Source organism: Sporosarcina sp. NCCP-2716, from assembly GCF_023707985.1.
In the GTDB taxonomy this organism is placed as follows: Bacteria; Bacillota; Bacilli; order Bacillales_A; family Planococcaceae; genus Sporosarcina.
Genome location: NZ_BRCF01000001.1, coordinates 56,160 through 75,021 on the forward strand (window position 1 = coordinate 56,160; position 18,862 = coordinate 75,021).

At 54.1% G+C, this 18,862-nt stretch carries 17 protein-coding genes and 1 other annotated feature; of the genes, 11 read left to right on the forward strand and 6 right to left on the reverse strand.

What is annotated here, in order from left to right; genetic code table 11:
- Positions 1 to 246 precede the first annotated feature (246 nt).
- The gene (locus NFU03_RS00275) at positions 247 to 1,689 is read left to right on the forward strand and encodes an alpha-amylase family glycosyl hydrolase (RefSeq protein WP_251635105.1); all 1,443 of its coding nucleotides are present in this window, start codon (positions 247 to 249) and stop codon (positions 1,687 to 1,689) included.
- Between the two features lie 59 nt (positions 1,690 to 1,748).
- Here NFU03_RS00275 and NFU03_RS00280 read toward each other — a convergent pair whose 3' ends face one another.
- The gene (locus NFU03_RS00280) at positions 1,749 to 2,597 is read right to left on the reverse strand and encodes a DegV family protein (RefSeq protein WP_251635107.1); all 849 of its coding nucleotides are present in this window, start codon (positions 2,595 to 2,597) and stop codon (positions 1,749 to 1,751) included.
- A 24-nt stretch (positions 2,598 to 2,621) separates the two neighbouring features.
- Positions 2,622 to 3,431: a Cof-type HAD-IIB family hydrolase gene (locus NFU03_RS00285; RefSeq protein WP_251635109.1), complete on the reverse strand. Its 810-nt coding sequence runs from the start codon at positions 3,429 to 3,431 to the stop codon at positions 2,622 to 2,624.
- Positions 3,432 to 3,579: 148 nt separating this feature from the next.
- Between NFU03_RS00285 and NFU03_RS00290 the strand changes: the two genes are divergently transcribed.
- From NFU03_RS00290 to NFU03_RS00300, 3 genes are all read left to right on the forward strand, one after another.
- The gene (locus tag NFU03_RS00290; protein WP_251635110.1) at positions 3,580 to 4,350 is read left to right on the forward strand and encodes a prolyl oligopeptidase family serine peptidase; all 771 of its coding nucleotides are present in this window, start codon (positions 3,580 to 3,582) and stop codon (positions 4,348 to 4,350) included.
- Between the two features lie 52 nt (positions 4,351 to 4,402).
- On the forward strand, positions 4,403 to 4,711 hold the full coding sequence (locus NFU03_RS00295; protein ID WP_251635111.1) for a metal-sulfur cluster assembly factor: 309 nt from the start codon (positions 4,403 to 4,405) through the stop codon (positions 4,709 to 4,711).
- A 207-nt stretch (positions 4,712 to 4,918) separates the two neighbouring features.
- Positions 4,919 to 7,072 carry an ATP-dependent Clp protease ATP-binding subunit gene (locus NFU03_RS00300; protein ID WP_398289455.1) on the forward strand — a complete coding sequence of 718 codons (2,154 nt, stop codon included), beginning with the start codon at positions 4,919 to 4,921 and terminating at the stop codon, positions 7,070 to 7,072.
- Between the two features lie 812 nt (positions 7,073 to 7,884).
- Here the strand turns inward: NFU03_RS00300 and NFU03_RS00305 are convergent.
- Positions 7,885 to 8,070 carry a DUF2929 family protein gene (locus NFU03_RS00305; protein WP_251635112.1) on the reverse strand — a complete coding sequence of 62 codons (186 nt, stop codon included), beginning with the start codon at positions 8,068 to 8,070 and terminating at the stop codon, positions 7,885 to 7,887.
- Positions 8,071 to 8,258: 188 nt separating this feature from the next.
- Here NFU03_RS00305 and NFU03_RS00310 point away from each other — a divergent pair, with 188 nt between their 5' ends.
- The 3 genes from NFU03_RS00310 (at position 8,259) to NFU03_RS00320 (ending at position 10,855) form a co-directional block, all read left to right on the forward strand.
- Entirely contained in the window at positions 8,259 to 9,191 is a 933-nt protein-coding gene (locus tag NFU03_RS00310; RefSeq protein WP_251635113.1) for a beta-ketoacyl-ACP synthase III, read from the forward strand.
- Between the two features lie 74 nt (positions 9,192 to 9,265).
- Entirely contained in the window at positions 9,266 to 10,504 is a 1,239-nt protein-coding gene (fabF, locus tag NFU03_RS00315) for a beta-ketoacyl-ACP synthase II (protein ID WP_251635114.1), read from the forward strand.
- Positions 10,505 to 10,636: 132 nt separating this feature from the next.
- Positions 10,637 to 10,855, forward strand: a complete 219-nt coding sequence (locus tag NFU03_RS00320) for a YuzI family membrane protein (protein WP_251635115.1) — start codon at positions 10,637 to 10,639, stop codon at positions 10,853 to 10,855.
- Here NFU03_RS00320 and trpS read toward each other — a convergent pair.
- Positions 10,812 to 11,798, reverse strand: coding sequence for a tryptophan--tRNA ligase (trpS, locus tag NFU03_RS00325; protein WP_251635117.1), 987 nt, complete (start codon positions 11,796 to 11,798; stop codon positions 10,812 to 10,814). The two genes, NFU03_RS00320 and trpS, sit on opposite strands and share 44 nt — an antisense overlap.
- Before the next feature lie 54 nt (positions 11,799 to 11,852).
- Positions 11,853 to 12,071, reverse strand: a binding site (T-box leader).
- A gap of 450 nt (positions 12,072 to 12,521) precedes the next feature.
- Between trpS and spxA the strand changes: the two genes are divergently transcribed.
- The 4 genes from spxA to pepF all read left to right on the forward strand — a co-directional run bounded on the left by spxA (position 12,522) and on the right by pepF (position 16,970).
- Positions 12,522 to 12,920, forward strand: coding sequence for a transcriptional regulator SpxA (spxA, locus tag NFU03_RS00330; protein ID WP_025786060.1), 399 nt, complete (start codon positions 12,522 to 12,524; stop codon positions 12,918 to 12,920).
- A gap of 275 nt (positions 12,921 to 13,195) precedes the next feature.
- Positions 13,196 to 13,858, forward strand: a complete 663-nt coding sequence (gene mecA, locus NFU03_RS00335) for an adaptor protein MecA (RefSeq protein ID WP_251635119.1) — start codon at positions 13,196 to 13,198, stop codon at positions 13,856 to 13,858.
- Positions 13,859 to 13,951: 93 nt separating this feature from the next.
- Complete coding sequence (locus NFU03_RS00340) at positions 13,952 to 15,106, forward strand: competence protein CoiA (RefSeq protein WP_251635121.1); 1,155 nt, start codon at positions 13,952 to 13,954, stop codon at positions 15,104 to 15,106.
- A 55-nt stretch (positions 15,107 to 15,161) separates the two neighbouring features.
- Positions 15,162 to 16,970 carry an oligoendopeptidase F gene (pepF, locus tag NFU03_RS00345; protein ID WP_398289460.1) on the forward strand — a complete coding sequence of 603 codons (1,809 nt, stop codon included), beginning with the start codon at positions 15,162 to 15,164 and terminating at the stop codon, positions 16,968 to 16,970.
- 597 nt (positions 16,971 to 17,567) lie between these two features.
- On the opposite strand, the gene NFU03_RS00350 is transcribed toward pepF, so the two are convergent.
- On the reverse strand, positions 17,568 to 18,383 hold the full coding sequence (locus tag NFU03_RS00350; protein WP_251635122.1) for a DsbA family protein: 816 nt from the start codon (positions 18,381 to 18,383) through the stop codon (positions 17,568 to 17,570).
- A complete protein-coding gene (locus tag NFU03_RS00355) occupies positions 18,380 to 18,772 on the reverse strand; it encodes a globin domain-containing protein (protein WP_251635124.1) in 393 nt (130 codons plus the stop codon). The genes NFU03_RS00350 and NFU03_RS00355 overlap by 4 nt, the downstream gene beginning before the upstream one ends.
- Positions 18,773 to 18,862: the final 90 nt, after the last annotated feature.

The window sequence follows — 18,862 nt, forward strand, 5'->3', positions numbered from 1 at the left end:
TCGACAGGCACGACTGACGGACAGCCCCGTAAGACCCGGTATACTCCCGGGACTTACGGGGCTTTTTGCTGTTTCGCAATAGCGGCGGGACGGAGTGCAGGTGAGAAATGATACCGCGTCCAGTGAATTCACATGATTGCCTTATTTTCTCGGCATGCATCCCGTTTTTCCGGAGAAAGCATGGCGGCGTCCCGGGCGGTTTGGTAGTATTGAAGGGATGGAAGGTACGAAGAAGGAGGCTTTTTTGTGAACGTGAAACGACTGATCGGTGCCCTGATGCTGATCCCTTTCCTCCTCACCGCAGCATGGCCGGCAGCGGCTTCTGCGAAAGACGGACGGACGATAAAGGACGAAAGTATATATGATCTGCTGGTGGACCGCTTCAACAACGGGGACGGCCGCAACGACGAGGATGCGGACTCGCAGGACCCGAACGCTTTCAACGGCGGCGATTTCGCCGGGATCTCCCTGCGGCTGCAGCACATACTCGATATGGGATTCACTGCTGTATCCGTCGGGCCTGTCTTCAAGACGGCGACCTATGACGGGGCGCAAGTGCTGGACTACACCCGGCTCGAAGACCACTTCGGGACGGAAGACGATTTCAAGGCGATGCTGAAAGAACTGCACGAGGCCGATATCAAGGTCATCGCGGACTTCCCGCTTGCCGGCGTCAGCAAAGACCACGTGTGGGCGGACAAACTCGCCTGGACGCCAGGTGAGAACGGAACGATCGACTGGAAAGCGGACGATGCCGACGTCCAGCGTGTCTTGAACGACGCGATGACGGAATTCGTCGGGAAGTACGATATCGACGGAATCCGCCTGACGAAGACGGAGGCGTACGATCCTGCTGTCCTTGATGGGTTCATCGACGCACTGAAAAATGCATCGGACGGCCTGTACGTTCTGTCGGATGAAGAGACGGAGGCAGCGGTCGATGCCCAGCCGAACGACGAGGAGATGGAAGCGCTCCGCCAGTCATTCGTCAAAGTCTCACCGGATTCGACTCCGATGGACCAGTTCAGCGCAAGCGGCCGGGGCGATCTGCTCCAGTTCGATAAACTGACAGGCCCCCGATTCACGCATGCGATCGTCGAAGAGCGCATGTTCCCGCCGACACGCTGGAAAGTCGGCGTCACCGCACTGTTCACACTGCCGGGCATCCCGGTCGTGCCATACGGAACGGAAATCGCGGTCAACGGGGAAGCTCCGCCGGACAGCCATCCGCTGTTCAACTTCAAGACGGACATGGAGCTGAAAGACCATATCGGCGACTTGAACAAGCTGCGCAACGAATCGAAGACACTCCGCACAGGGGACTTCAAGATGCTCCATAACAAAGACGGCTACCTCGTCTACAAAATCTGGGATGAAGACGAAACGTGGATCATCGCGGTGAACAACACGGACAAGACGCAGAGCTACGAACTCGATCCGTCGGAGATCGGCAGCAAGAAGCGGCTCCGCGGCCTGCTCGACGGCGATCAGATCGTCGAAACGGAAGACGGCAAATACCATGTCGTCATGGATCGGGAACTGGCAGAGCTGTACTTGGTCAAGGAAGACAAAGGGTTCAACATTCCGTATCTGATCGCGTCGATCATGGTGTATGTCCTGTTCCTCGGATTCCTCTGGATGGTACTGAAAAAAGGACGTGCCGCACGGAAGGCGCGCAGCGCGAAATAAGAAACGAAAAAAGAGCCCGCGGGCTCTTTTTTTGTGCACTGAAACGGCGCTGCCGCCCGTTAGCGTTTATTCAGGAAAAAGACCGATAAGGTGCCCGGTCCGGCGTGCGAGCCGATGACGGAACCGATCATATGGATCTGGATGTCCTGCGGATGGAACCGCTCCTCGATCAGGGCGCGCAGCTCTTCTGCGCCAGCCAGATCATCGCCGTGACTGATGGCCAGGGTCTGGCTGCCGACGTCATCGCCGCGCTCTTCCATCAGTTCGATGATGCGGCGGAACACTTTCTTACGGCCCCGGTGCTTTTCGATCGGCACGAGACGGCCGCTTTCCACGTGCAGCAGCGGCTTGATGTTGAGCAGGCCGCCGAAGAACGCACTCGCCTTCGAAACACGCCCGCCTTTCGCGAGGTAATCCAGGTCCTCCACTGTGAACAAGTGCTCCATGTGGCCGGCCATCTTCCGGATCTCGCGTTCAATCGTCCGGACGTCCTCTCCTGCATCCCGCATTTCAACTGCCTTCTCCACGAGCAGCCCGCAGCCGAGCGAAGCGCAGCGTGTATCGATGATGATCAGGTTCATGCCCGGATTGCCTTCCTTCACCTGGTCACGCATCATGACGGCGGTCTGGTATGTACCCGATAATTCAGATGAAAACGCGATGTATATGCCGTCTTCGCCTGTCTTCGCGAATTCTTTCCACATGGCGAGCGTCCGATCGGGGGATACTTGGGATGTCTTCGGCTGTTTCCCCGCGCGGATCGCCTGGAATACTTCTTTCGAGTCGATGTCGACGATGTCCTGGTATTCCTTACCGTCGAGCAATACGGTTAACGGCAGCAGCGTCACATCATGGTCGTCCAAATATGATTTCGGCAGATCACAGCCGCTGTCAGCGAAAATTTTCATTAGGCTCCTCCTCGTCAGGTCGTGTTAGTCCAACTGCAGTCGGTCTTTCAACAATACGGCAATGCCGTCTTCATTATTCGTCAGGGTCACTTCGTTCGCGATCGATTTCAGCTGATCGATCCCGTTGCCCATCGCGACGCCGATCCCGGCATAGTCGATCATCTCCAGGTCGTTGTCTTCGTCGCCGAACGCGATGATCCGTTCTTGCGGGATGCCGATCCACTCTGCCACTTTCGACAGGCCGACCGCTTTGTTAAGCCCGTGCCGGATGACTTCGACGACATCCCACGGAGCGCCCCAGCGGCGGTGTTCGATCACTTCCGCGTGCACATCCTCCAGGTGCTCCCGGATCGGATCGGCCATCCCTTCGTCACCTTGGATGAGCAGGCTTGTCGGATCGACGTGCAGCGATTTCCGCAAGTCGCCTTCCGTGACGGACGGACTGCCCATGCTGAAGATGTCGAGCAGTTTTTCATCGTGGTACTGCAAGTAGACATCATCCATCACTTCCGCGACGATATTCTTCAATTTGAAGTTCTGCATCGCATCGATGACGTCACGGGCGACGGACAGATCGATCGTTTCGTGGATCGTCTTCCAGTTCCGGTCGGTCGGATGGTGGACGAACGCGCCGTTGAAGTTTACGATCGGTGTCTTCAGGCCGAGCTGGCGGTAATAGGCTGCGCTGGAGCGGTACGGACGACCCGTCGCGATCATGATGATGTGGCCGGCGTCTTCCGCTTTTTTCAATGTGTTGAATGTTTCATCGGATATGACTTTCTGGTCGGTCAGCAGTGTACCGTCCAGATCGAGGGCGATTAAATGAGGTTTCATGGCGAAAACGCCTCCTTCCTGTATGTCTATGTTCAGTTTAGCCTTTCGAACGGCGGCAAGTCAAAAAAGTGACAGTTCATGCACAACTTTTGTTTTTTTAGAAAAGTATTGGTATGCTCAAAACAAATGAGTAAAGAGGGTGTCACAGATGGAAATACGCGAAGAACAGTGGGGACAGGTGCCCCTGCTGCATGTGGTCGATGAACAGCACGAATCGTCTGAGATGCCCGTCGTCGTCTTTTTCCATGGATTCACCAGTGCGAAGGAACACAATCTGCATTATGCATTCAACCTGGCGAAAAACGGGATCCGGGTGCTGCTGCCGGAAGCACATCTCCACGGCGTCCGGGCGGAAGAGTTGGATGAAGTCCAGCTGAGCCTCCGATTCTGGGAGATCGTCCTGACGTCCATCGAAGAGGCAGGTTTCCTCCGGGACGAGCTGCAGGACAAAGGGCTTCTGAACAGCGGACGCCTTGCCTTCGCCGGGACATCCATGGGCGGCATCACGACGCTCGGCTGCCTCACCGCCTATCCGTGGGTGGACTGTGCAGCCGTCATGATGGGCACGCCGGGATTCGTCAAACTGGCGAAAGGGCAGATGCAGCAGTTCGAGAACAGGGGCTACAAACTGCCGATGGGCAGCGACGAAGTGAAGAGCCTTTTTGATACACTCGGAACGTTCGATCTGACGAAGCACCCCGAGCGGCTCGCAGACCGTCCGGTGTTCTTCTGGCATGGGAAGAAGGATGCAACCGTGCCGTTCGAGCCGACGTGGAATTTCTTCAATGCCGAAAAAGCGGCCTACAGCAGCCATCCGGAAGACTTCGTATTCATGGCCGATCCGCACGCCGGACATGCGGTGTCACGGCCGGGGATGCTCGCAGCCGTCGGGTTCCTTGCAGACCATTTGAATGGCTGAGGCGCTTTTGTTATGATGGAGACAGCAATTAGATGAGGAAAGGGGAATTCCAATGGCTGATGATATGAAAGAAAGCATGATGGGCGCACTTGAAAACGTGATCGACCCTGAGCTCGGCGTTGACATTGTCAACCTCGGCCTCGTGTATGACGCGGAACTGCTCGAGGGCGGCATCGGAAAAGTCACAATGACACTCACGTCGATCGGCTGCCCGATGGGACCGCAGATCGTTGCGAACGTCAAACAGGAACTGATGGAACTTCCGGAAGTGAAAGACGTGGAAGTCGACATCGTCTGGAACCCGCCATGGTCACGGGATAACATGTCCCGCTACGCAAAGATGGCGCTCGGCGTCCGCTAATACTGGTACTTGTGCCCGGTAACTGCTCTTATGCAGCTGCCGGGCTTTTTTGCCGTGTTTAACGCTTCGCGGGGGAGGAAACAGTACTAGTGGAGCATAAGTGTTTTCCTTTACGGAACGGGGAAAACGGTATATACTTAATATAGTCAAAGATAGTCAAAGTCAAACTCTCGATCAATCAAACAATTAATGAAGAGGTGACGGTACATGAGAATGGATGGCGTACAGGAAGACCAGCGTTCCCCATTGGAGCAGTATGGACGGAACCTGGTGGAAGAAGTGAAGAAGGGCAAGATGGACCCAGTCATCGGACGTGATGAAGAGATCCGCAATGTGATCCGGATATTATCCCGCAAAACGAAAAACAACCCCGTGCTCATCGGGGAACCGGGTGTCGGGAAGACAGCGATCGTGGAAGGGCTCGCCCAGCGGATCGTCAAAGGGGACGTGCCGGAAGGATTGAAAGACCGGCAGATCCACGAACTCGATATGAGTTCGCTCATCGCCGGGGCGAAATACCGCGGAGAGTTTGAAGAGCGGCTCAAGGCCGTCTTGAAGCAAGTGAAAGACAGTAACGGAGAGATCATATTGTTCATCGATGAAATCCATACGATCGTCGGGGCCGGGAAGACAGAAGGCGCGATGGACGCCGGCAACATGCTGAAACCGATGCTCGCACGCGGTGAATTGTACTGCATCGGTGCGACGACGCTCGACGAATACCGGATGTACATCGAAAAGGACCCGGCGCTCGAACGGCGTTTCCAGCAAGTGATGGTGCGCGAACCGTCCGTCGAAGACACGATTTCGATTTTGCGAGGCTTGAAAGAGCGTTTCGAGCTGCACCACGGCGTGCGTATCCACGACCGGGCGCTCGTCGCGGCAGCCACGCTGTCCGACCGGTATTTGACAGAGCGCTACATGCCGGATAAGGCGATCGACTTGATGGATGAAGCGAGTGCGATGATCCGGACGGAAATCGATTCGATGCCGCAGGAACTCGACCAAGTGACACGCCGCATCCTTCAGCTTGAGATCGAGGAGCAGGCGCTGACGAAAGAGAAGGATACAGTGAGCCAGACCCGTCTGGCCGCGCTGCGCGAAGAGCTGACGGAACTGAAAGAATCGTCCGCGGGTATGCGCGAACAGTGGAACGAAGAGAAGAAGAAACTGCAGGAAGTCCAGGACGTCCGCGAGCAGCTGGACCGGTACCGGCGCGAGCTTGAAGATGCGGAAAATACTTTCGACCTGAACAAAGCGGCGGAACTCCGTCACGGACGGATTCCGGCACTCGAGCATCAGCTGCACGAACTGGAAGAATTGTTCAAAGGCGGCCAGGAGAACAGCATGATCCGCGAAGAAGTGACCGAGGACGAAATCGCGATGATCGTCGCCCGCTGGACAGGCATCCCGGCGACCAAGCTGATGGAAGGCGAGCGAGAGAAATTGCTGCGGCTCGATGAAACGCTGAAAGAACGCGTCATCGGCCAGGATAACGCCGTCCAGCTCGTGACAGAAGCTGTCTGGCGCGCCCGTTCCGGTATCAAGGACCCGAACAAGCCGATCGGATCGTTCCTGTTCCTCGGACCGACCGGTGTCGGGAAGACCGAGCTTGCGAAAACGCTCGCCGGTACCTTGTTCGACTCGGAAGATCATTTCATCAGGATCGACATGTCCGAATACATGGAGAAACACAGTGTCTCCCGTCTTGTCGGGGCACCTCCGGGCTATATCGGCTACGAAGAAGGCGGCCAGCTGACTGAAGCCGTTCGGCGCAATCCATACTCTGTCGTCCTTCTCGATGAAATCGAGAAAGCGCACCCGGATGTCTCGAACATCCTCCTGCAGATCCTCGATGACGGGCGGATCACCGACAGCCAGGGCCGGCTCGTTAGCTTCCGGAATACGATTGTCATCATGACATCTAACATCGGCTCACAATATTTATTGAGCGGCCAATTCGAATCTGGAGAGCACGCCGCCGAGGATCTCGTCATGGCGGAACTGCGCAGCCATTTCAAGCCCGAGCTGCTGAACCGGATGGATGACATCATCATCTTCCATTCCTTGTCCGGCGATGCGTTCAGCCTCATCGCCCGCAAGATGCTGCATGATCTCGTGACCCGGCTTTCGGAGCAGGACATCCGGCTGACGTACGGCGACGACGTCATCGACTGGATCGTCGAGCAGGGCACCGACGCCGACTTCGGCGCCCGCCCGCTGAAACGGTTCATCCAGCGCTATGTGGAAACAGCCGTCGCCAAAGAAATCATCAAGGGCGACTTGTCCGACGGCGAAGCGCTCCATCTCCGCATGGAAGACGGCTCGCTCGTCATCGATAAAGAGCAGTCCGCAGAATAATGAAGTGCCCCGCACGGCAGGAGAGACTGCTGTGCGGGTTTTTTTGTTGTGACTGGAGAGGAGATGGCAGGGCAGCGGCTTATTGCCCAGGGGTATGCGTTATGGGTGCTGACGTTCACTAAGGGAGTGCTCTATTGACCGAAGGATTCGATACTGGGAGTCATCGGTCACTAGGAGGAGTCTCTATCGCCCGTGGAAGTCCGCTTTGCGACTCATCGGGCACTAGGCCAGTTCTCTATCGCCCGGGCACACGCTCCAAAGCGGTCGTCGGTAACAAGGAACTCGCTTTCCCTGCCGAATCTTCGAGCGGATCCTTCGCCCAACAGAAAAGGCGCAGCCCAACATTCAATCTTGGTCTTGCATTGCGCGAAAAGCATGAACATGTCACGAGCATTTGGTTTCCGCAGCAGATGGCAGCCAGCCGCGGGGCGGGGGATGGCTCCGCCAACTGACCAAGTGTGCCGGATCAGGTGTTGTCCGGTAAGAAGGAGACGTCCTTAGTGACCGTGAATGTACATTCCGGCATCGGACGGTCACTAGGGGCATGCTCTATTGCCCGGTGGCGTTCATTTCGAGAGCCGACGGTCACTAAGGCCGCCCTCTACTGCCCGGGCGCATGCATTTTGGACTGCCACGGTCACAAAAGCTATTCTCTATTGCCCGAGAGCTTGCATTTTTCGCGTCATCGGTCACTAGGACCGCTCTTTATCGCCCGAACGCCTGCATCCCGCGCACTAAGCCCCAGCAGAACAACCCAAACGCACAAAAAAACAGCAGGGAAGGCAAACGCCTTCCCTGCTGCATTATTCAACTCATAGATCTGCTACTGGCTCGTCCGGAATGATGGCCGTAATGACGAAAATCATTACAGACAGCACGAGGGATACGATAATTCCAGTAGTGAATTCGAAAGTCGGTACGTTCGCGATGGCGCCAGCTACATAGTTCAGCATGGAAACCAGCAGGAATGACCAGACAAATGTCATGATGAATCTCATTTACATCACCTCTAGCATACATATTCATCTTCCATCATATCATACCGGCCGGCGTCCTGATATACCGAATCCGCGAGAGACTGAAGAAGTTTGACGGAATCGTGACGCCGCTATTGAAAAAAAACGCAAAAAGATTTATAATTGATACCAGGTACTAATAATAGCTAACAAGGAACGGGGTATGAGCAATGGGTGTTGGACTTCTCAGTATTGGCAAGTATGTCCCTGAACACGTGCTGACAAACGAAGATCTGGAAAAACGGATGGACACGTCGGATGAGTGGATCCGTACGCGCACCGGAATCGAAGAGCGCCGGATCGCCGACAATTTCACGGATACGTCCGATATGGCATTTGCAGCTGCTCAGGAAGCGATTGAAAAAGCGGGAATCACGGCAGAGCAGATCGGCATGATTCTGGTCGCTACGGTCACACCGGATCAGCCGTTCCCATCCGTATCCACGATGCTCCAGGCCCGTCTTGGTGCGAAGAATGCAAGTGCCATGGACATATCTGCGGCCTGTGCGGGCTTCATGTACGGCGTCGTCACAGCTAAGCATTTCGTCGAAGCCGGCACGTGTGACTATGTCCTCATCGTCGGAGTTGAAAAGCTTTCGAAGATCACCGACTACAAAGACCGCAACACGGCTGTCCTTTTCGGTGATGGGGCGGGCGCCGGTATCGTCGGCAAGACGAGCGGGGACCGCGGAATCCTGTCCTTCGAACTCGGCGCGGACGGAACCGGCGGGGAGCATCTGTACCAGGACCGCTACTTGCGCATGAACGGCCGTGAAGTGTTCAAGTTCGCTGTGCGTCAGATGGGGCAGACAGCTGTCAACGTCATCGAGAAAGCGGGTCTCGGCAAGGAAGATATCGACTTCCTCATCCCGCATCAGGCCAATATCCGCATCATGGAGGCATCCCGTGAACGTCTCGGACTGCCTCCGGAGAAAATGTCCAAAACGGTTCACAAATATGGCAATACATCAGCAGCATCCATCCCGATTTCGCTGTACGACGACCTGGCGGAAGGCCGGGTGAAAGAGGATGATGTCGTCGTACTCGTCGGTTTCGGCGGCGGCCTCACATGGGGCGGCATCTGCATGCGGTGGGGCAAGTAAGGCGCTCCCGGCCGTCCATGCGCCGAATCGGCTGAACAGCCAGTCTATCTAACAGATGAAGGAGAGTTCACATAATGGAAAAACGACGTGTAGTCATATCCGGAGTCGGGGCCGTTTCCCCGGTAGGAAATACGGCGGAAGAATCATGGCAGTCGGTCCTCGACCGCAAATCAGGCATCGGTCCGCTCACACGCCTGGACGCCGATCAGTTCCCGGTGAAAGTCGCTGCGGAAGTGAAGGACTTTGACATTGAAACATACATCTCCCGCAAGGACGCGCGCAAGATGGACCGGTTCACCCACTACGCGATGGCGGCCTCCATCATGGCGATGAAAGACGCAGGGCTCGAGAAGCTGGATGAAGAGACGGCGCTCCGTACAGGCGTCTGGATCGGTTCCGGGATCGGCGGAATGGAAACGCACGAGAAGCAGTTCCTGACATTCCAGGAAAAAGGCTACCGTCGCGTCAGCCCGTTCTTCGTGCCGATGATGATTCCCGACATGGCTTCAGGACAGGTGTCCATCCATTTCGGCGCAAAAGGCATTAATTCATGTACAGTGACAGCATGTGCTTCCGGAACGAACTCGATCGGCGATGCATTCGAAGTCATCCGCCGCGGCGACGCGGACGTCATGATCACAGGGGGAGCAGAGGCTCCGATCACGACAATGTCAGTTGCCGGGTTCTGTGCGAACACCGCACTGTCGCTCAATCCGGATCCGGCTACCGCTTCCCGTCCGTTCGATAAGGAGCGGGACGGCTTCGTCATCGGCGAAGGGGCCGGCATCCTGATCCTCGAGGAATACGAACACGCAATAGCACGCGGCGCGAAGATCTACGCGGAATTGGTCGGGTACGGGTCGACAGGGGACGCCTACCACATCACGGCACCGGCACCGGAAGGCGAAGGCGCTGTCCGCGCGATGCAGCAGGCGATCAAAGAAGCGGAAATCGCTCCGGAGGAAATCGGCTACATCAACGCACACGGCACGAGCACAGCGTATAATGACGCGTTCGAAACGATGGCGGCGAAAACGGTCTTCGGCAAGCACGCATACGAACTCGCAATGAGTTCGACGAAATCGATGACGGGCCATCTTCTCGGCGCAGCAGGGGGCATCGAAGCGATCTTCACAGTGAAGGCCCTGAAGGAAGGGATCCTGCCTCCGACAACGAACTACGAAAACCCGGATCCGGAATGCGATCTCGATTACATTACGGACGGACCGAGGAAAGCGGACGTCGAGTATGCGATGAGCAACTCACTCGGCTTCGGCGGTCACAACGCTTCCCTTATCTTCAAGAAAATCTGATGGCACGGAAAAAGAGCGGCTTCGCAAATGAACTTTGCGAAGTACCGCTCTTTTTTTTCGTGGACAGCCCCGGTCGTAAACGGCAGGCGCCCGTCATATAATGAATCACCAACTTGCAAAGGGACGGATCGGATGATTCGATTATTCTTATTCCTGCTGAGCTACGGGCTGATTGTCACGACGTGCACGACGATGATCACCTATTTGAATTACACGTCAATGGGCTTCGACATGCGGACGGTCGCGATATTCATCCTCAGGTCCGCCGATTTTGCGATGTTCGCAGGGGCAGCTGTCCTTCTGCTGCTTACCGTTTACGTCCGAGTCCCATCGCGGCTTCCATTCTCGTGAGGGTTGCTGAAGCGATGGCGTCCGCTTTCGCGGCACCGGCGTCGAGGATCGTATCGAGCTCCTCGGACTCCATCAGTTCATGATATTTCTCCTGGATCGGCGCCAAGTGAGCGATGACACTTTCCGCGACACCCGCTTTGAACGCGCCGTATCCGAGACCGTCATATTTCCGGACAAGTTCCTCGATTGAAGTTCCAGTAAGAGCGGACTCGATCGTCAGCAGGTTCGAAACACCCGCCTTGTTTTCCACGTCGAATCGGACAACCCCCTCCGAATCGGTCACTGCGCTCTTGATCTTCTTCTCGATCTGCTTCGGTGTATCCATCAGGTAGATCGTCGATTTCTGATTGGCGTCGGATTTGCTCATCTTTTTGAGCGGATCCTGCAGCGACTTGATGCGCGCGCCGACTTTCGGGATGCGAACTTCCGGCATCGTGAGCACCTTGTCATAACGGCGGTTGAACCGTTCCGCGAGGTCGCGTGTCAGCTCCAGGTGCTGTTTCTGGTCTTCGCCGACGGGCACGACGTCCGTGTTATAGAGCAGGATGTCCGCCGCCATGAGAGGCGGATACGTCAGCAGCCCTGCCGATACGCCTTCCTGGCCTTCCGATTTGTCTTTGAACTGGGTCATGCGCTCCAATTCGCCGATCGATGCCGTACACTGCATGATCCATCCCGCCTGTGCGTGCGCGGGGACTTCCGATTGGATGAACAGCACGGACTTCTCCGGGTCGATCCCGCTTGCGATGTACGTAGCCGCAAGCGAACGGATCGCCTGTTTCAATTTGTCCGGATCTTGCTGGACGGTGATCGCATGCTGATCCACGATGCAGAAAATGCAGTCCGCTTCATCCTGCAGCTCGACGAACTGGCGGAAAGCTCCGATATAGTTGCCGAGCGTGATGATGCCTGTCGGCTGAACCCCTGAAAAAATAGTTGTCATCATATGTTCCTCCTTAAAAATGAATACAAAAAAACACCAACACATCCCTATCTGTATAGGGACGGTCGATGTGCAGGAACCGCGGTGCCACCCGAATTGCCCGAAGGCCGCTCAAACCCTTAACGCGGGGAAGACGCAGCGATCAGCAGCAGGCTCACTGCCGATCACCGAGCTCAGGAGCCCATTCTTCCGGACCGCTCTGCCTGTTCCCACCAGCCACAGGCTCTCTGTAAGAGCTAGGATCCGAAATACTCATTCCATCATTGCCGTTTTATAATTGGAGTTATTATAATACGGGGTATTTTAAAAAGCAAGCAGGAAACCAGTTTTAAATCCGCATAGCGGGGAATAATGGAAGTAGGACAAACGTGAAAAGGGATGCCGCAGCATGAAACCTTTCCCATTTTGGAACGTACTATGTAGGTGTAATCCATTTTCATTGGAAACCCGTAATTGATAATCCGGAACAGCAAAAAACAGGTTTATCAGCAAAGGAAGCCGGGTATATCTTTACAGATAGTTGTCTGAATCATACAGCCGGATACTGATTGTATTGCGGAATTGTTACAAATCCACTGGTTCACTGGAAATATTTTTTAAAAGGTGTATTCATTGAGAACAAATGTGTGTATAATAGGTACTATGAACAATAATTTAAAATCATTCTAATGTAAATTAGGAATTCAACTCGATACGGAGCCGATTGAAAGGGAGTGTCAGCAAATGGGCGTTACATTATTTACTTCACCAAGCTGTACATCATGCCGAAAAGCGAAAGCATGGCTGGAGGAACATGAAATTCCATATGAAGAGCGCAACATTTTCTCCGAGCCTCTGAATATTGACGAAATCAAACAGATCCTTCGCATGACGGAAGACGGGACGGACGAAATCATCTCCACCCGCTCGAAGATCTTCCAGAAGCTGAACGTCGATGTGGAAAGCCTGCCGCTTCAGCGTCTTTACGAACTGATCCAGGAACATCCGGGACTTCTGAGAAGACCGATCATCTTAGATGAAAAACGTCTGCAAGTAGGGTATAATGAAGATGAAATACGCCGCTTCCTACCAAGAAAGGTTAGAGCCTATCAGTTGCTGGAAGCACGCCGGATGGTCAACTAACCAAACTCATATAAATAAGCTGATAGGGGATGACATGGTGAATGCCGGTAACCTATCAGCTTTTTCGATTCTCCATCCCCGCCAGTGGCACCAGCAGCCGGACACGCCTATGACGGTTTTAAGAGGCCGGCTTATTACCAAAAAAAATTTGTCTGCTTCCTTATGAGGCAAAACCCTTTCACTGCCGGAGAATTGAACATATAGTAGAAGAAGCAACGCGGGAACAAATAATGGCCAGGCAGATTGTCTGGTTCAGGGGAAAGGAGAGGAAACTCATGGAAATCGAACGCATCAATGAGAATACGGTCAAGTTCTATCTGTCCTATGTCGATATCGAGGAACGCGGATTCACCCGGGAAGAAGTCTGGTACAACCGCGATAAAAGCGAAGAATTGTTTTGGGATATGATGGAGGAGATCGACACGGAATCCGATATTGAATTCGAGATCGAAGGTCCGTTGTGGATTCAAGTGCATGCGATGAGCGGCGGGATAGAAGTGCTGGTCACGCGGGCGCAGCTTCCGGAAGACGGAGAGTCCACGGAATACCCGTACGGCATTGACGATCCTCGCAAACTGTTCCAGCCTGAATTGGAAGCTGCAATGGATACCGGCGACAAAGCAGGCGATCCCCTTGCAGATAACCGGGTCAAGTCGGCACGTGAACTGTTTGCCTTCAGCGAGTTCGACGACCTCATCCCATTGGCATCACAGCTGGCGGACTTCGATGAGTCCACTGCGCTGTACTCGTTCGAGAACAAATACTATCTCCATATAGATTATACCGGGTCCGACAAGGAGCTGTCCGACAAGATCGATATCGAAAGCATCGTTCTTGAATTCGCAGTCCCTACCAACATGACGGTCCACCGGTTGCAGGAATACGGAACAGAAGTCATGGGAAGCGAAGTCTTCCAGACGATCAATTCCTATTTCTAATACTTTTCGCCACCTTCCGGGGTGGTTTTTTTGTGTCCGGCTTTCAGTTGCATTCCTGCGTCAGAATTCGTACACTATTCAGTGAAGGGAGTGTTGACCATACTGACCGCAACATTAAGGGACGGGACCCCGATCATCCTGGACGCGTCCCGCTCACGCGAGCAACTGAAACTATGGCGGACGGACCGGACGTTCCACTGTCCGCAATGCAAAGAACGCGTCATTCTGAAAGTCGGGACTGTCCGGATCCCCCATTTCGCCCATCTGTCCGATTCCGACTGCCGTTCGTCATTCTCTGAGGGGGAATCCGCCGACCATCTGATGGGCAAGCAGCTGCTGTACACCTTATTCAGCCGTTTGGGCAAACAGCCGGAGCTGGAACCGTTTCTCCCTGAGCTGTCGCAGCGCCCCGATCTGCTCATCCGCCACGGCGATCAGGCAGCGGCGATCGAGTTTCAATGCAGCCGGATCGCTCCTGATCTGCAGCAGAGCCGGAGTGCAGGCTACGAATCGATTGGCATGGCTCCGATCTGGATGCTGAGGACCCCGCCCAAATACGAGGCACGACCTGCAGGCGTCGATGTCCTGAGCTTCACTTCATTCCACCAGCAATTCTTTTCATCGAGCATCTCCCCCAATGATACACTGCTCACTTTCTCCCCGCGCCCCCATCAGTTCCATTATTTCAGCCATCTCCTCCACATGGAAGGGAACCGTTTCCTTTGTGTCCACCGCTGTCTGCCGCTACACTTGCAGACATTTCCTTTCGCCCGTCCGAAACCGCCCGACGAAACCCTTCTCGAGCGATACAGATCGTGCTATCAGATGCACCGCACCGCATTCCTGCAGCGGGCGCTGTTCGTCAGCCGCAAAGGAGTCCAGGATCCGTTCCTGCGCAACTGCTACGAAATGCGGCTCCATCCTGCAGATATGCCCGCCCGCATCGGCGTACCTGTCCGGAACCAATCCGCCTTCGCGGTCCATGACTGTGCATGGCAGCTCGACCTGACCATTTCCCTGAAACGGTGGCAGCTGCCTCTGTCACGTGTGCCGGTGAACCGGCTGCGCCAATTCGTCCATCGCTATCCTGGAAATTCCGACCGCCAGACGGACGCCTGCATCGCATATCTCCAGTTCTTGCAGCGGATCAGCGTCAAAGGAAGCGGGGGACAGACGAAAAAAGGGATGGAACAGGAATTTATGTCGCTTCTGTCGGATCATTTTCTTGCAAATCAAATAGAAAATTGAGAAAATGGTAAAAGATTCGTATCCCGAACAAACGGGATGAAGGGGGATTCATACATTGGCAGAGAAATTGTTAACACGCGATGAAGTGAACGTAGAAGAAACATGGAACTTGGAGAACATCTTCCCGAGCGATGAAGCCTGGAACGAAGAATACGAAGCGATCGAGGAACTGTCCAAGAAAGCGGATTCGTTCAAAGGGACGCTGGATGACGGACCGGAACAGCTGGAGAAAGCACTTCAGTACAGGGATGAACTGTCACAGCGGCTCGGCAGGCTATACACGTACTCCCACCTGAAAACGGATCAGGATACGACGAACAGTACGTACCAGGCAATGGACAGCCGTGCGAAGACACTGGCAGTCAAAGTGTCGACGAAACTGTCGTTCTTCTTGCCGGAACTGCTGTCGATCGACGAAGAGAAACTGAACAAGATGGTCGCTGAAAACGACGGCTTGTCTGTCTATGCGCACGAAGTGGAAGAGTTGAACAGCGTACGTCCTCACGTCCTGCCGGCAGAACAGGAAGCGCTGCTCGCGGAAATGTCGGAAGTGGCAGGCGGTTCGTCGAAGACGTTCAGCATGCTGAACAACGCCGACTTGACGTTCCCAACGGTAAAGAACGAGAAAGGGGAGGAAGTGGAACTGTCACACGGCCGCTTCATCAACTTCCTGGAAAGCCCGGACCGCTCCGTACGGGAAGAAGCGTTCAAAGCGATGTACGCAACTTACGGTTCGTTCAAAAACACATTCGCTTCCACACTGTCAGGCAATGTCAAGGCGAACAACGTGAATGCGTCCGTACGTAATTACGGATCAGCGCGTGAAGCGGCGCTTTCGAATAACCATATCCCGGAACAGGTATACGACAATCTCGTCAATACGATCTCCGATAACGTCGGACTGCTTCACCGGTACATCGAATTGCGCAAAAAAGTCTTCGGGCTGGACGACCTCCATATGTGGGATCTGTATGCACCCCTCGTGAAGGACCTGGACATGAAAGTCACGTACGAGGAAGCGGCGGACACGATGCTCGAAAGCTTCAAGCCGATGGGCGAGGAGTACCGGGACATCATCCGCAAAGGTCTGGCGGAACGATGGGTCGACGTCCGTGAAAACAAAGGGAAGCGTTCAGGTGCGTATTCATCCGGATCATACGGCACGAATCCGTACATCCTCATGAACTGGCAGGATAACGTCAATAACATGTTCACACTGGCACACGAATTCGGCCACAGTGCGCACAGTTATTATTCGCGCGCGAGCCAGCCGTACATCTACAGCGGCTACTCGATCTTCGTCGCGGAAGTTGCATCCACTGTCAATGAGGCGCTGCTGAACGACTACTTGCTGAAAACGACCGAAGACGAGCAGAAGCGGATCTACTTGCTGAACCACTGGCTCGACGGATTCCGTGGCACTGTGTTCCGTCAGACGATGTTCGCCGAGTTCGAGCATAAGATCTACCAGCTGGACCAGCAGGGGGAAGCACTGACAGCGGAGAAACTGACCGAAGTGTATTACGAACTGAACAAGAAATACTTCGGCGGTGCGATGACAGTCGACGAGGAGATCGGCCTGGAATGGTCGCGGATCCCTCACTTCTACATGAATTATTACGTCTACCAATACTCAACCGGCTACAGCGCAGCAGTCGCTCTCAGTCATCAGATCCTGACGGAAGGCGAGCCGGCAGTCGAGCGTTACGTGAACAACTTCCTGAAGGCCGGCTCATCCGACTACCCGATCGAAGTATTGAAGAAAGCCGGCGTCGACATGACAACGACGGCACCGATCGAAGAAGCATGCCGCGTGTTTGAAGAGCGGCTCAACGAATTGGAGCAATTGCTCGCTAAGCAGTAAGACAAGTATATTGATATAATGAAAAACGAGGCGCCCCTTGCATCTTTCTGCAGGGGCGTTTTCAATTGGTTCTTCAGAAAAGTCTTTGAGTAAGCGGTTTCAATATGATGATTTGTGACAGAACTATGAATTTGTTTGTGAAATGTTGCTGCAACAATTATTTTATGATAGATTTAACTTGTGAATGAAACTCACAAACCAAACATACACCCCTTTTGTTTGAACGTGAACATTTTTCCCATTCCCTTTATGCAGCACCGCTTCCCCCCAGGAGCGGTGCTTTCTTTTTTTATTGGAGTCGGAAAGCGCTCATAAAACGTGGGAAACGCTCATAAATCGTGGAAATCGCTCATAAATCGTGAAAAACGCTCATAAATCAGGAAAAGCGCTCATAAAATTCATAAATCGCTCATAAATAGTGAAAAGCGATCATAAAATGCAAAAAACGCTCATAAATCCCAAAAACCGCTCATAAATCGCAAATATCGCTCATAAACCCGCCATCTTCACCCACCACAACCTCATCCTAATCCACCACACAAAAAAAACAGGCAAGGAAAAATCACAGATTTTTCCTTGCCTGTTCGACTTCCAGCCTCAGCGTTTCCGCCACAGTACATTGTCATGAAAAACAGCGCGTTCCACTTCTTGCTTCAGCAGCAGCTTCTTCAGTTCCCGTTCGCTTTCCTTTTCCGTCATGCCATAGATCGCGGCGATTTCGGGCGTCGAAAGCATCTCGAAGCGGGTGAAGAGGTCGGCGAGGGGAGGGGCCCCTTCCCGGGTGATCGGGGTGCCGGTCAATTCTTCGAGGATCTGTTCATAGATTCCATAGCTGTAGGAGCCGTCGACCATCAGTCCTTCGTCTTCGATGTTTTCATTGAAAAACACGAAGGTCGGTGACTTCTCGACAGCCATCTCCTTGGCCAGGTGCAAATCGACCTGAAGCGACTGGAGGACGTTGCGGGAGAAGAAGTCGCTGATGAATTCGTCTTTGTCCAGATGCAGCTTTTCGGCGATCTCGAGCAGTACTGAAAATGATTTCACGTTTCGTGACTTCAAGAAGGAGTACTCGAATAATTTCGTCAGAAACCGGAATCCTGCACGCTTCCCCTGGAACTCCGCCGCTTTGATGGCGATGCTCGGGAATGCGGGGTGGGATTTTGAGAACGGGTCCTGCCCTTCGGCGGCGTCTTCTTCGTCGATTGCCGTCACGTGGAAGTTCATCTTCGGCAGGGACGTCAGCAGACCGATCCGCAGGGTGAAATAGCGGTCGTAGTCGATCTGGAGACGGCGCAGTATCGGCTGGAGCGCCCAGCAGTCGCGGCAGAGCGGATCCAGGAAAACATATAATTCGATGGGTCTCGGGTGGGATACCGGTTCACGGTCTGCTTCTGCAAGCGTTCTGTAGTTCACTGATCTCCCTCCTCGCTGCGATTCACCATATGATTGGCTGTCATGACGAGGCGCTGGTAATAGATGTCGCGAAGAGGTCCCTCGAGTCCGACATCATCCATCGCTTCCTTCATGCAGGCGAGCCATGCCTGTGCGCGTACCGGTGTGATCGGAAACGGCATATGCCTGGCTTTCATCATCGGGTGTCCGTGTTCTTCCGTATATAGGTTCGGTCCGCCCAGGTACTGGGTCTGGAACTGTTTCTGTTTTCGGGCTGTTTCACTTAAGTCATCCGGGAAGATAGGTGCCAAGTCAGGATGGACCGCGACTTTGGCATAGAACCGGTCGATGAGTTCCGACAAACGTGCTTCGCCGATTTCCTCGAAAGGTATCAAAGGCTTTCGTGTCATGAATGTCATTCTCCTTTGTTGTCACTCTGTACGTTCATTTTATCAACCCTATATGCCATTCACAAATAAATCGCTCTTGCGGCCGCGGCG

Coding starts and splice junctions, on each gene's coding strand:
- NFU03_RS00280 (WP_251635107.1), bottom strand. CDS start 2,597: ATGAAAATTTTCGCTGACAGCGGCTGTGATCTGCCGAAATCATATTTG.
- NFU03_RS00285 (WP_251635109.1), bottom strand. CDS start 3,431: ATGAAACCTCATTTAATCGCCCTCGATCTGGACGGTACACTGCTGACC.
- NFU03_RS00290 (WP_251635110.1), top strand. CDS start 3,580: ATGGAAATACGCGAAGAACAGTGGGGACAGGTGCCCCTGCTGCATGTG.
- NFU03_RS00295 (WP_251635111.1), top strand. CDS start 4,403: ATGGCTGATGATATGAAAGAAAGCATGATGGGCGCACTTGAAAACGTG.
- NFU03_RS00300 (WP_398289455.1), top strand. CDS start 4,919: ATGAGAATGGATGGCGTACAGGAAGACCAGCGTTCCCCATTGGAGCAG.
- NFU03_RS00305 (WP_251635112.1), bottom strand. CDS start 8,070: ATGAGATTCATCATGACATTTGTCTGGTCATTCCTGCTGGTTTCCATG.
- NFU03_RS00310 (WP_251635113.1), top strand. CDS start 8,259: ATGGGTGTTGGACTTCTCAGTATTGGCAAGTATGTCCCTGAACACGTG.
- fabF (WP_251635114.1), top strand. CDS start 9,266: ATGGAAAAACGACGTGTAGTCATATCCGGAGTCGGGGCCGTTTCCCCG.
- NFU03_RS00320 (WP_251635115.1), top strand. CDS start 10,637: ATGATTCGATTATTCTTATTCCTGCTGAGCTACGGGCTGATTGTCACG.
- trpS (WP_251635117.1), bottom strand. CDS start 11,798: ATGACAACTATTTTTTCAGGGGTTCAGCCGACAGGCATCATCACGCTC.
- spxA (WP_025786060.1), top strand. CDS start 12,522: ATGGGCGTTACATTATTTACTTCACCAAGCTGTACATCATGCCGAAAA.
- mecA (WP_251635119.1), top strand. CDS start 13,196: ATGGAAATCGAACGCATCAATGAGAATACGGTCAAGTTCTATCTGTCC.
- NFU03_RS00355 (WP_251635124.1), bottom strand. CDS start 18,772: ATGACACGAAAGCCTTTGATACCTTTCGAGGAAATCGGCGAAGCACGT.